Origin of the sequence: Microbacterium sp. MYb72 (assembly GCF_002979415.1) — a bacterium.
GTDB classification, from domain to species: Bacteria; Actinomycetota; Actinomycetes; order Actinomycetales; family Microbacteriaceae; genus Microbacterium; species Microbacterium natoriense.
Genome location: NZ_PCOT01000031.1, coordinates 20,207 through 33,126, shown reverse-complemented (window position 1 = coordinate 33,126; position 12,920 = coordinate 20,207). Strand labels below are relative to the sequence as shown.

Genomic DNA, 12,920 nt, shown 5'->3' with positions numbered 1-12,920 from the left:
ACCGCCGGTTCATCTGAGAATGTATTCCTGACCGATCGGTCTGAAATTATCTGCCAGTGGCGGCAGACAGGAGGATGACGATGTCCGAGGCCTACCTCGTCGGCGGTGCGCGCACCCCGGTCGGCCGCTACGGCGGCGCGCTCTCCAGCATCCGCCCGGACGACCTCGCCGCCCTCGTCGTCGGCGAAGCGGTGAGCAGGTCGACGGCGCCGGTCGATGCGATCGACGAGGTGATCCTGGGCGCGGCGAACCAGGCGGGCGAGGACAACCGCAACGTGGCCCGCATGGCCGTGCTGCTCGCCGGCCTCCCCGATTCGGTCCCCGGGCTGACCGTGAACCGGCTGTGCGCGTCGGGGATGTCGGCCATCGCCCTCGCGGCGAACGCCGTGCGCGCGGACGACGCCGACCTCATCGTCGCCGGCGGCGTCGAATCCATGACCAGGGCGCCCTGGGTGCAGGCGAAGCCGGAGCGGGCATGGGGCAAGCCGGGCGCGGCCTTCGACACGTCGATCGGCTGGCGATTCACGAACCCTCGGCTGAGCGCACGCGACAAGGCGACCTTCTCGATGCCGGAGACCGCAGAGGAGGTGGCGCGCGTCGACGGGATCTCGAGGGCGGATGCCGACGCGTTCGCGCTCCTGAGCCATCAGCGCGCCCTCGCGGCGATCGACGCCGGACGGTTCGCCCCCGAGATCGTGGGGGTCGAGACGCCCCGCGGACTCGTCGACACCGACGAGGGCCCTCGACGCGAGACCTCGCCCGAGGCGCTCGCTGCGCTGCGTCCTGTCGTGGTCGGCGGATCGGTCGTCACGGCCGGCAACTCCAGCTCGCTGAACGACGGCGCCTCCGCGATCCTCGTCGCGAGTGCACAGGCCGTCGCCGCGCACGGACTGCGCCCCCGCGCGCGCATCGTCGCCTCGGCCTCGGCGGCCCTCGCCCCCGAGATCATGGGGCTCGGCCCGGTGCCGGCGACCGAAAAGGCGCTGCGCAAGGCCGGACTGAGCATCGCGGACATCGGCGCGGTCGAGCTGAACGAGGCGTTCGCCTCGCAGTCGCTGGCCTGCATCCGCCGCCTGGGACTCGACCCCGCGATCGTGAACGCCGACGGCGGCGCGATCGCCCTCGGACACCCGCTGGGATCGAGCGGATCGCGATTGATCGTCACGCTGCTCGGCCGTATGGAGCGCGAGGGCGTGCGCTACGGCCTCGCCACCATGTGCGTCGGCGTCGGCCAGGGCACAGCCATGATCGTGGAGCTCGTGTCATGACGCTGCGCATCGAGGAGCGCGCCGACCGCGTGATCGCGACCCTGGACCGCCCGGAGAAGCGGAACGCGATCGATCAGGAGACGATCGATGCCCTGCACGAGCTGTGCGCAGGGCTCGAGGCCGCGCCGCGCACGCTGATCCTCACTGGCTCCGGAGGAACCTTCGCGGCGGGGGCCGACATCGCCCAGCTGCGGGAGCGCACGGCCGAGGACGCGCGGAAGGGCATCAACGCGACCGCGTTCATCCGGATCCGCGAACTCCCGATGCCCGTGATCGCGGCGATCGACGGCTATGCGCTCGGCGGTGGCGCCGAGCTCGCCTACGCGGCGGACATCCGCATCGCCACCCCCGCCCTGAAGATCGGCAACCCCGAGACCGGGCTCGGCATCATCGCCGCGGCGGGCGCCGCCTGGCGACTGCCCGAGATCGTCGGGGAGGCGAGAGCGAGCGAGCTCCTCCTCACCGGTCGGGCGCTGGATGCCGAGGAGGCGCTGGCCTGGGGGCTGATCTCCGCTGTGCACGCCGCGGACGACCTCCTGCCCGCCGCCCACGCGATCGCAGATCGGATCGCCGCGAACGACCCCCTCGCGACGCGGCACACCAAGCGCGCCCTGCGCACGCCGAGGGCCCAGCATCCGGCCATCGAGCTCGAGCTGCAGGCCGAGCTGTTCGAGTCCCCCGAGAAGCACCGCAGGATGACCGCGTTCCTGGAGCGCCGCACTGAGCGAGCGCAGCGAGACGAAGCGAGGAACAAGCTATGAGCGACCCCGCTCCCACCCCCCGGTCGTTGAGCGAGCGCAGCGAGACGAAACGCCCGCCGGCACGCGTCGGCGTCCTGGGCGGCGGACGCATGGGCGCCGGCATCGCGCACGCGTTCCTGCTGGCGGGGTCGCACGTGACCGTGGTCGAGCGCGACGACGCCAGCGCGGATGCCGCGGCCGACCGCATCGACGACAGCATCCGTCGCTCGGCCGAACGCGACGCCTCCCTCGACGGGACCGCGCTGCGCTCACGCCTCACGACCGGCACGGACATCTCAGCCTTCGGCGAGTGCGACCTCGTGATCGAGGCGGTGCCGGAGGACCGCGACCTCAAGGAGCAGTCTCTCGCCCGCGCGGAGGCCGCCATGCCCGCGCACGCGACGCTGGCGAGCAACACGTCGTCGATCTCGATCGACGACCTCGCCGCCACGCGCCTGCGCCCGGAGCGCTTCCTGGGCCTGCACTTCTTCAATCCCGTCCCCGCTTCGGCGCTGGTCGAGATCGTGCACGGCACGGCGACCGCGCCCGATGTCACCGAGAGCGCCCGCGACTGGGTCGCGGCCCTCGGCAAGACGCCGATCGTCGTGCGCGACTCCCCCGGCTTCGCGTCTTCGCGCCTGGGCGTCATGCTCGGCCTCGAAGCGATCCGGATGCTGGAGGAGGGCGTCGCATCGGCCGCCGACATCGACGCCGCGATGACCCTCGGGTACCGGCATCCCACCGGCCCGCTGCGCACCTCGGACATCGTGGGCCTCGATGTGCGCCTCGGGATCGCGGAGGAGCTGGAGCGCGCGTTCGGCGAGCGCTTCGCCCCGCCGGAGCTGCTGCGCCGGATGGTGGCCGAGGGGCGGCTGGGCCGCAAGTCCGGCCGCGGATTCTACGAATGGAACGAGGAGAGATGACCGAGTACCTGTCGAGCTACGTCAACGGCGAGTGGTGGACGCCCTCCTCCCCCGACCGGGCGACGGACGTCCGCGACGCCTCCACCGGCGAGCTGATCACCCGGGTGTCCACCGAGGGACTCGACCTCGCTGGCGCGCTCGAGTTCGCCAGGACGACCGGGCAGCGGAGCCTCGCCGCGCTCACCTTCCACCAGCGGGCGGTGCTGCTCAAGCAGTTCGCGCTCGCCCTCACCGCGCGCAAGGACGAGCTGTACGCGCTGTCCTCGCGCACAGGCGCCACGAAGGTCGACTCGTGGGTGGACATCGACGGCGGGATCGGCGTGCTCTTCTCCTACTCGGGCAAGGGCCGGCGCGAGCTGCCGAATGGCACCGTGCACGTCGACGGACCCGTGGAGCCGCTCTCCAAGGACGGATCCTTCCTCGGCCGCCACGTCTACACGACCCTCCCCGGTGTGGCGGTGCAGATCAACGCCTTCAACTTCCCGGTGTGGGGTTCTCTGGAGAAGTTCGCCCCCGCGTTCCTCGCGGGCATGCCGACGCTCGTCAAGCCCGCGACGCCGACCGGATACCTGGCCGAGGCGATGGTGCGGATCCTCGTCGAGTCGGGGCTGCTGCCCGAAGGATCGCTGCAGCTGGTGAGCGGCAGCGTGCCCGAGCTGTTCGAGAACCTGCGACTCGGCGACCTCGTCGGCTTCACCGGCAGCGCATCCACCGCGGAGAGCCTGAAGGCGCACCCGGCCGTGCAGACGGGCGGCGTGCGGTTCACCGCCGAGACCGACTCGATCAACGCCTCCGTGCTCGGCACCGACGCGGTGGAGGGCACCCCCGAGTTCGACGCGTACGTCCGCCAGCTCGTGACGGAGATGACGACCAAGGCCGGACAGAAGTGCACCGCGATCCGCAGGGCGATCGTGCCCGCCGCATCCGCGGACGCCGTGATCGCCGCCGTGCGGTTGCGCATCACCGAGAAGACCGTGCTGGGTGACCCCCGCGCGGAGGGCGTGACCATGGGTCCGCTCGCCTCGACAGCTCAGCGCGACGAGGTGCGGCGCCAGGTGCGGGTCCTGCAGGACGCCGGCGGCCGGGTCGTCGTCGGATCGACCGACGCCCCCGAGGTGCGCCTCGCCGACGGCACGGTGGGCGACGCCCCCGACGGCGCCTTCGTCTCGCCCGTGCTGCTGCGCTTCGACGACGCGCAGTCGGATGCCGTGCACTCCGTCGAGGCGTTCGGCCCCGTCTCCTCGCTGCTCACGTACGACACCACCGCCGAGGCCGCGGCGCTCGTCGCCCGCGGCGGCGGCTCGCTCGTCACCAGCATCGCGACGCACGACCCCGCACAGGCCGTCGAGCTCGCCACGCGCATCGCGCCCTTCAACGGACGCATGCTGCTGCTCGACCGCGACGATGCCCGATCCTCCACCGGCCACGGCTCCCCGCTGCCGAACCTCGTGCACGGCGGTCCCGGGCGGGCCGGCGGCGGCGAGGAGCTCGGCGGCATCCGCGCCGTGCTGCACCACATGCAGCGCACGGCCGTGCAGGGATCGCCCGAGATGCTGACGGCGCTGACCGGCGTGTGGCATGCCGGCGCCGCGGCGCACAGCGGCGGACGGCATCCGTTCCGCAAGTCGCTGGCAGAGCTGCGGATCGGCGATCAGATCGTGTCGGCTTCGCGCGAGGTGACCCTCGACGACATCGAGACCTTCGCGCACTTCACCGGCGACACCTTCTACGCGCACATGGACGAGGAGGCCGCCGCGGCCAACCCGTTCTTCCCCGGGCGCGTGGCGCACGGCTACCTGCTCGTCTCGTGGGCGGCCGGGCTGTTCGTCGACCCGGAGCCCGGACCGGTGCTCGCGAACTACGGACTCGAGAACCTGCGCTTCCTCACGCCGGTCTCCCCCGGAGACGAGATCCGCGTCGAGCTCACCGCCAAGCAGATCACGCCGCGCGAGACCGACGAGTACGGCGAGGTGCGGTGGGATGCCGTCATCCGCAATCAGGAGGACGAGACCGTCGCCACCTACGACGTGCTGACGCTGGTGAGCAAGTCATGAGGCCGATGATGCAGCGTGACAGCGCCTCGGCGATGCTCGGGATGGTCGTCGAACTCGACGAGCCGGGGCACGCGATCGTGTCGATGCCCGTGCGGGAGGACATGCTGAACGGCTTCGCGATCACCCACGGAGGACTCGTGTTCGCCCTGGCGGACACGGCGTTCGCGATCGCGTGCAACGAAGACGAGCGGGTGACCGTGGCCGCAGGAGCCGACATCACCTTCCTGAAGTCGACGCGGGCGGGGCAGACCCTCACCGCGACCGCCGTTCGGCGCGTGGTCAGCGGCCGCACCGGGCTGTACGACGTCACGGTCACCGACGAGATCGGCGATGCCGTCGCCGAGTTCCGCGGACGCTCGATCACCACGAACCGGCCGGCATCGCGCTGAGGCGCGGGCCGTCACGGATGCCGCCGCCATGCGCACCTCTGACGCAGAGAAGGGCCGGGGTCGTCACGACCCCGGCCCTTCCGCGCGTTCGAGAGGTTCAGCGCTGGATCACCTGGGGAGCGGCGACGGCCTTGAGACCGGCGACGCCGAACTCCTGCCCGTAGCCGCTGGCCTTGATGCCGCCGAACGGCACGTTCGGGTTGATCGCACCGTGCTGGTTGATCCACACCGTCCCGGCCTGCACCCGACGGGCGACCTCGGTCGCGGCATCCGCATCCGACGACCACACCGACGCACCCAGTCCCTGCGACGACGCATTCGCCCGGCGCACCGCATCATCGATCTCCGAGTAGCGGATCACTGGGATCACGGGGCCGAACTGCTCCTCGTCGACCAGCGGGGCGCCGTCGTCGATGTCGGCGACGACGGTCGTCTGGTAGAACAGCGGTCCGTGCTCGGGCGCGGCCGCTCCGCCCGTCACGATGCGGGCGCCGCGCGCCCTCGCGTCATCCACGAGCCGGCGCACGACGTCGAACTGCTTCTCGTTCTGCAGGGGGCCGAGCACGTTCGCCTCGTCGAGCCCGTTGCCGCTCGGCATCGCCGCGGCGAGGTTCGCGAGCGTCTCCACGACCTGCTCGTACTGCGAGTCGTGCACGTACAGCCGCTTGAGGGCCGCGCAGGTCTGACCCGTGTTGAGGAAGATGCCCCAGAACAGGTTCTCGGCGATGGCGGCGATGTCGGTGCCCGGCAGGATGATGCCCGGATCGTTCCCGCCCAGCTCGAGCGTGAGCCGCGCGAGGTTGTGCGCCGAGGCCTCCACGATGCGGCGCCCCGTCTCCGTCGATCCGGTGAACATGATCTTGTCCAGCCCCGGGTGCGCCGCGATCGACGCGCCCACCTCGCGGTCGCCCGAGACCACGGTCAGCACGCCCTCGGGCAGGTGCCGGTTGAACACCGCGGCGAGCGCGAGCACCGAGAGCGGCGTGTACTCGCTCGGCTTCACGACCACGGTGTTGCCCATGCGCAGCGAGGGCGCGATCTGCCAGACCGAGATCATCATGGGCCAGTTCCACGGACCGATCGCGCCGACGACGCCGAGCGGCTCGTAGTGCACCTCTGCCCTCGACTCGCCGGCCTCGAAGACGACCTCGGGTTCGAGCGGGGTATCCGCGGCGCTGCGGGTCCAGAGCGCGCACGCGCCGACCTCGAAGCGCGCGTTGGGTCCGTTGAGCGGCTTGCCCTGCTCGCGCGAGAGCAGCACCGCGAGCTCCTCCGCGTTCGCCTCGATCTCGTCGGCGATCGCGTGCAGGATGCGGCTGCGCTCGGCGTGACCGAGTGCGGCCCACCCCGGCTGCGCCGCACGGGCGTCGGCGATGGCCCTGTCCAGGTCCTCCGTGGTGTGCACCGGCGCGTACGCGATCACCTCGCGGGTCGCGGCGTCGGGGATCGGCCGACCGATCCCCTCGGGCACGCTGATCTCCTCCAGGAGCGTCGTCGTCGTGGTCACAGCATCCTCCTTCTCCGCGGACGGCTCCGTCCGATTGCGGCGAGCCTACGAGCCGGCCGCTGCCCGCGACAGGGGCTTCACCCGTTCATGCATCCGCGGCACAGCGGCGTACGTGTACGGCAGATCGCACCCGACCGACACCCGCTGAAATGAAGATGCCGCCCCTGCGACGAAGGAGTCGACCATGACCTCAGAACTTCCCGAGATCGGGACCGAGACCGAGCTGCACTCGCGCGATGCGCTCGCCGAGCTGCAGCTGCGCCGCCTGCAGTGGACCGTGCGCCACGCGTACGACAACGTGCCGCTGTACCGGCGCACCTTCGACGAGCACGGCGTTCATCCCGACGACATCCGCGAGCTCGCCGATGTCCAGAGGCTCCCGTTCACGACCAAGGCCGATCTGCGCGAGACCTACCCGTTCGGCATGTTCGCCGTGCCGATGGCCGATGTGCGCCGCATCCACGCCTCGTCGGGGACCACCGGCCGGCCGACCGTCGTGGGCTACACGGCGGGCGACCTGGAGCGCTGGAGCGACCTGGTCGCGCGGTCACTGCACGCCGCGGGCATCCGCGCGGGCATGAAGGTGCACAACGCGTACGGCTACGGGCTGTTCACCGGCGGCCTCGGCGCGCACGCCGGCATCGAACGGCTCGGCGCCACGGTCATCCCGATCTCCGGAGGCCAGACCGCCCGGCAGGTGCAGTTGATCACCGACTTCGAGCCCGATGCGATCCTGTGCACGCCGAGCTACCTGCTCACGATCGCGGATGCTCTGGAGGCCGCCGGCCTCGACCCTGCCGCGACCTCGCTGAAGGTCGCCGTGCTGGGCGCGGAGCCCTGGACGAACGAGATGCGCCGGGAGATCGAGCGGCGCCTGAACATCGACGCCGTGGACATCTACGGCCTGAGCGAGGTCATGGGCCCCGGCGTCGCGAGCGAGAGCGTGCTCACGAAAGACGGTCCGCACATCTGGGAGGACCACTTCCTGCCGGAGACCATCGACGGCGACACCGGAGTCACTGTGCCGGATGGCGAGCTCGGAGAGCTCGTGTTCACGTCGCTCACCAAAGAGGCGTTCCCGGTGATCCGATACCGCACGCGCGACCTCACGAGACTGCTGCCCGGCACGACCTACCCTGCGGTGCGTCGGATCGAGAAGATCACGGGCCGCAACGACGACATGATCATCCTGCGCGGCGTGAACCTGTTCCCCACCCAGATCGAGGAGATCGTGCTCGGCATCGAGACCCTGACCCCGCACTTCATCCTCGAGCTGCACCGGGCGGGGCGGATGGACTCCCTGACCGTGCGGATCGAGCGGCATCCCTCGCTGAGCGCCGAGGAGTGCGAGGGCGCAGCCGCCGTGCTCAGGCACCGCATCAAGATGCACATCGGCACGAGCGTCGAGGTGCAGGTCGAGGAGCCGGGGGTGCTCCCCCGCAGCGAGGGCAAGTACAAGCGCGTGTACGACCTGCGCTGATAAGCCGGGCATGAATCGCGCGGAGCAATCTATGCCAAGATTTGGAACAGGCCCCGAGAGGGACGAACCCTCCGCTCTATGTTGACTCGGACACGCTACTGTCGATTCAACCAACCGTCAGGAGTCGAACTTGAGCAAGTTTCATGTAAGCCAAATCGAGACCCACGTTCGCGGCCTCTACGAAAGCGAACACTGGAACGCAAAACTAGACGACGTAGCGAACCTTTCGCGGCTCCTCGGCCTTCACGCAGTACATTTGGTCCTCGGCAACCTCGCAGACGGATCTCAAATTATTGAGATTACCGATGGCGGCGAAGATCGAGGGATCGATGCCATTGGTGTCGATCCCTCTGCCAAGCTCGTGGTACTGGTGCAATCGAAGTGGCGCCAGGATGGAACCGGGTCGATTGATCTGGGTGGCGTCTTGAAGTTCCTCGCCGGCGTGAGATCCCTTCTCGGAATGAAATCTGACGAAGAGCCAATACACGCGTCAGAAACCACCAAGACAGCCGTCCGTGAACTACTCAAGACGCCCGGAGCTCGAATTAGACTAGTCACAGTTTCAACGGCAAGCGAGGAGCCGTCGGAAGAAGTCGAGCTACCGATTCAAGAGATTCTTGAGCAGCTCAACGACCTCCAGGACGTCGAGCCGCTGGCAGGTCACAACCATTTCGGCCAGGCCGCACTTTTCAACTCGATCTCCGAGAAAATTCGCCCCTCTGTTGATATCGACCTTCAGATGCTCGATTGGGGCAAGGCTTCCGATCCTCAGCGGATCTTTTACGGACGCGTCAGCGCAGCCGAGATCGCATCATGGTTCAAGGAACACGGGACAGACCTTTTTGCGGAGAATATTCGCGTAGTGATCCCCCGCTCCGACATAAATGAGGGAATCCTCTCGACCATCGCGACGAAACCAGATCGCTTTGTCTATTACAACAACGGGATAACCATCCTCGCAGATACGATTGAGACTGGCCCTGGCGGTTTGCTGAACAGGGACGTCGGCTATTTCAAGTTGACCAGCGCGAGCATAGTGAACGGCGCACAGACTGTTTCCACTCTTGGTTCAGCAATTGGGACTGAGCGAGAGGAAAACCTTGGCAAGGCTTTCGTTCTTGTCCGCTGCATTGAGGTACCACTCGCCGAGGAAGATCTCGGGCGGAGCATCACGCGCTACGCGAATACGCAGAATGAGGTCTCAAGTCAAGACTTCGCTTTTCTGGATCCAGAGCAGCACCGACTCGTACGTGAACTTCAAGTTCTAGGATACGAGTACCTGCTTCGTTCGGCGGAAGTGCCAAAAAGCAAGGACCCGACAAAAGTCATCGAGTTGCGGCAGGCGGCAATTGCCCTCGCATGCGCGTCACCGAATGCGTCCCACAGCGTCGTAGCAAAGAGAGAAGTGTCACGACTCTTCACTGATTCGTACTCAGCGCTATTCAATCCATCAACTGACCCGCTACGACTCTCGCGAGCTGTCGTAATCACGGACGCGGTCGATGAAATCCTCGACGACATTGAGCGCGAGTCGGATGGAGTGAAAGGCGGCGTCGCCGTTCACGGTCGAAGAGTTATCGCTCATCTCGTCATGAAGAAGATTGGCCAGAAAGCACTGGCAGACCCAGATCACGACTTGACCGCAAACCTAAATAACCTCAGAGGCGATGTCAGCAACATGGTTGATTCTCTTGTTGAGATCTTTCCAACTAACGCTTACCCTGGCAATGTCTTTAAGAATGGATCACGGGTCTCGAAGCTGTTGAGCGACGCCGACCTCTGACCCCTACCCACTTCAGGCATGCGTGAGCTCCAGCGCGGCCGGAGCTGCACAGAGAATTCAGGTGCGTCGGGCGGCGCTTCCCGAACTTGCAGCGATTGCTGGGATGCTGAGTCGGTGTTCAGCGAGGACACATTTCAGGCCGATCAGCCCCGCAGGGCCAGCACGAACGGCAGCACCTCGGCAGCACCGGCCTGGCGGAGCACGCGGGCGGCGATCGTGAGGGTCCAGCGGCTGTCGGCCTGATCGTCGACGAGCAGCACCGGCCCGTCCGGCACGTCGAGCCCCTCGGCGCTGAACCGCTCCCAGAGCCCCGCGACGCGGAAGGCGCTGTTGCCGCCGGGCTGACCGGTCGGCCCTCCGCCGACCAGCCCCAGTTCGCCGAGGTACGGCAGCCGGCCGATCTCCGCGATGCCGCGGGCGAGGGAGTCCACCAGCTGGGGGCGGGAGCGCGACGGCATCGCGATGACGGCGACCGGCCGCTGCTCCCATCCCCACCCGGCGAGCACGCGCACGCACCCGGCGAGGAGCTGCGGCGGGACCACGGCATCCGCGGCCCCCGCGCCGAACAGGTCTCGCAGCGCTCCTCCCCAGCCGAGATCGGTGAGCCGCGCCAGCGCGCGCCCCTCGGCCGCCTGCTCGGCCGGTGCGATGCGCCCCTTCACGGGAACGCCCAGCCGGTCGGCGCCGGTCGGCCAGGCTCGTCGTGGCTCGATCGGCACGCCGACCCGATCGAGGGACTCGGATGCCGCGGCCGTCGCCCGCTCCTCGATGTCGCGGGGGAACCACGCCCCGGCGCAGTTGTCGCAGCGTCCGCACGGGACCGCGGTGTCATCGTCGAGCGCACTCTGGAGGAACTCCATGCGGCAGCCTGCCGTCGTCTCGTAGTCGAGCATGCTGCGCTGCTCGGCGACACGCTCCGCCGCGATCCGCTCGTACCGTTCGGCGTCGTAGATCCACGGCTCGCCCGTGGCCACCCATCCGCCCTGCACCCGCCGCACCGCACCGTCGACGTCGAGCACCTTGAGCAGGAGCTCCAGAGGTGTGCGCCGGATGTCGACCATCGCCTCGAGCACCGGGGTCGAGACCGGGCTGTCGCCGAGAGCGGAGATCACCCGTTCGGCGCGCTCCCGATCGGGCATCGACGCGGTGGCGAAGTAGTGCCAGATGTCGCGGTCCTCGACGCCGGGCAGCAGCAGCACGTCAGCGCTCTCGCTCGCACGGCCGGCGCGACCGACCTGCTGGTAGTACGCCACGGGAGAGGACGGGGCTCCGAGGTGCAGCACGAAGCCGAGGTCGGGCTTGTCGAAGCCCATCCCGAGGGCGCTCGTGGCGACGAGCGCCTTGACCTCGTTGCGCTTGAGCATGCCCTCCGACTCCTCGCGCTCGTCGGCGTCGGTCTGCCCCGTGTAGGCGCGCACCTCGTGACCGCGCTCGCGCAGCAGTCGAGCGGTGTCGACGGCCGCCGCGACGGTGAGCGTGTAGATGATGCCGGAGCCGGGCAGATCGTCGAGGTGGCTGAGCAGCCAGGCGAGACGACTGGCCGAATCGGGCAGCCGCAGCACGCCCAGCCGCAGCGACGTGCGTGCGAGGGCGCCGCGGATGGTCAGCACCTCGGCATCCGATTCGCCGGTGCCGAGCTGCTCGGCCACATCGGCGACGACGCGGCTGTTCGCCGTCGCCGTCGTCGCGAGCACCGGCACGTCGGCGGGCATCTGCGCGATGAGGTCGCGCAGGCGCCGGTAGTCGGGGCGGAAGTCGTGACCCCAGTCGCTGATGCAGTGCGCCTCGTCGACCACGAGCATGCCGATGCGGCGCACCAGCGCGGGCAGCCGCTCCTCACGGAAGGACGGGTTGTTCAGCCGCTCCGGCGACACCAGCAGCACGTCGACCTCGTCGCGGTCGAGCTGCGCGAGCACATCGGACCACTCGTGCGCGTTCGTGGAGTTGATCGCGACCGCGCGCACGCCCGCCCGCTCGGCGGCCGCGATCTGGTCGCGCATGAGCGCCAGCAGCGGCGACACCAGCACGGTCGGCCCCGCGCCCTGCCGGCGCAGCAGCAGGGTCGCCACGAAGTACACCGCCGACTTGCCCCACCCCGTCCGCTGCACGACGAGCGCGCGACGACGACGTTCGACCAGAGCTTCGATGGCCTCGTACTGCCCGTCGTGGAACTCGGCGTCCGGCCTCCCGACCAGTTCGCGCAGTGCGGAGAGGGCGGCGGTGCGGGTGTCGCCGGAGAGCGGAGAGGTCATGTCCCCACTCTGCCTCACGTCGCGGACATCGTCGGCGACGCGTAGATGTCGATGCTCTACCGTTGACCCATGATCGCCCGTGAGCTCGCCGTCGCCCTGCGCGAGGCCGGGCTGATGTGGCACCCCGCCGAGGGAGACCGCTTCCAGCTCGATCTGCCCGATGAGGTGGAGCTCGAGGCGGAGGCCGACATCTTCACCGTGAGCGAGATGACGATCGAGGCGCGTCAGACCCCGAGCGGCACCGACCTCGCGTTCAACGGCACGACGGAGTGGGCGCTCGACGCCGTGACCCTCGCAGACGCCGTGTGGCTGCCCCGAGAGGATCAGCTGCGCGACCTCCTCCGCGGCACCTTCCGTCGACTGACCCGCCTCGGCGACGCCTTCCTCGTCGAGATCGAGATCGCCGGGGAGACGCTGGCGTTCGAGCATCCGGATCCCGCGGAGGCGTACGGCCTTGCGCTTCTGGAGCTGATCTCCCGCTCGCACTGACCCTCCCCTCCCGCTCCGGAACTCCGGAGATCGGG

Annotated in this window: 10 protein-coding genes; 8 read left to right on the top strand and 2 right to left on the bottom strand. The window is 68.9% G+C overall.

Annotation, left to right across the window (positions count from 1 at the left end):
• Positions 1-80 precede the first annotated feature (80 nt).
• From CQ047_RS15415 to paaI, 5 genes are read left to right on the top strand one after another with little or no spacing between them, the layout of a single operon-like run.
• A complete protein-coding gene (locus CQ047_RS15415; RefSeq protein ID WP_105676683.1) occupies positions 81-1,268 on the top strand; it encodes an acetyl-CoA C-acyltransferase in 1,188 nt (395 codons plus the stop codon).
• Positions 1,265-2,029, top strand: a complete 765-nt coding sequence (locus tag CQ047_RS15410; RefSeq protein ID WP_105676673.1) for an enoyl-CoA hydratase/isomerase family protein — start codon at positions 1,265-1,267, stop codon at positions 2,027-2,029. The genes CQ047_RS15415 and CQ047_RS15410 overlap by 4 nt, the downstream gene beginning before the upstream one ends.
• Positions 2,026-2,931, top strand: a complete 906-nt coding sequence (locus CQ047_RS15405; RefSeq protein ID WP_105676672.1) for a 3-hydroxyacyl-CoA dehydrogenase family protein — start codon at positions 2,026-2,028, stop codon at positions 2,929-2,931. The genes CQ047_RS15410 and CQ047_RS15405 overlap by 4 nt, the downstream gene beginning before the upstream one ends.
• Positions 2,928-4,985: a phenylacetic acid degradation bifunctional protein PaaZ gene (gene paaZ / locus CQ047_RS15400; protein ID WP_105676671.1), complete on the top strand. Its 2,058-nt coding sequence runs from the start codon at positions 2,928-2,930 to the stop codon at positions 4,983-4,985. The genes CQ047_RS15405 and paaZ overlap by 4 nt, the downstream gene beginning before the upstream one ends.
• Entirely contained in the window at positions 4,982-5,374 is a 393-nt protein-coding gene (gene paaI, locus CQ047_RS15395; protein ID WP_105676669.1) for a hydroxyphenylacetyl-CoA thioesterase PaaI, read from the top strand. The genes paaZ and paaI overlap by 4 nt, the downstream gene beginning before the upstream one ends.
• Before the next feature lie 97 nt (positions 5,375-5,471).
• Here paaI and CQ047_RS15390 read toward each other — a convergent pair whose 3' ends face one another.
• Entirely contained in the window at positions 5,472-6,881 is a 1,410-nt protein-coding gene (locus CQ047_RS15390; protein WP_105676668.1) for an aldehyde dehydrogenase family protein, read from the bottom strand.
• A 184-nt stretch (positions 6,882-7,065) separates the two neighbouring features.
• On the opposite strand from CQ047_RS15390, the gene paaK reads away from it, so the two are divergent.
• Together paaK and CQ047_RS15380 are read left to right on the top strand one after the other, a co-directional pair.
• A complete protein-coding gene (paaK, locus tag CQ047_RS15385; RefSeq protein WP_105676667.1) occupies positions 7,066-8,361 on the top strand; it encodes a phenylacetate--CoA ligase PaaK in 1,296 nt (431 codons plus the stop codon).
• A gap of 130 nt (positions 8,362-8,491) precedes the next feature.
• The gene (locus CQ047_RS15380) at positions 8,492-10,144 is read left to right on the top strand and encodes an AIPR family protein (protein WP_146114360.1); all 1,653 of its coding nucleotides are present in this window, start codon (positions 8,492-8,494) and stop codon (positions 10,142-10,144) included.
• A 143-nt stretch (positions 10,145-10,287) separates the two neighbouring features.
• Here the strand turns inward: CQ047_RS15380 and CQ047_RS15375 are convergent, their stop codons facing one another.
• Positions 10,288-12,396, bottom strand: a complete 2,109-nt coding sequence (locus CQ047_RS15375) for a RecQ family ATP-dependent DNA helicase (protein ID WP_105676663.1) — start codon at positions 12,394-12,396, stop codon at positions 10,288-10,290.
• 69 nt (positions 12,397-12,465) lie between these two features.
• Here CQ047_RS15375 and CQ047_RS15370 point away from each other — a divergent pair, with 69 nt between their 5' ends.
• Positions 12,466-12,885 carry a pilus assembly protein CpaE gene (locus tag CQ047_RS15370; RefSeq protein ID WP_105676662.1) on the top strand — a complete coding sequence of 140 codons (420 nt, stop codon included), beginning with the start codon at positions 12,466-12,468 and terminating at the stop codon, positions 12,883-12,885.
• Positions 12,886-12,920: the final 35 nt, after the last annotated feature.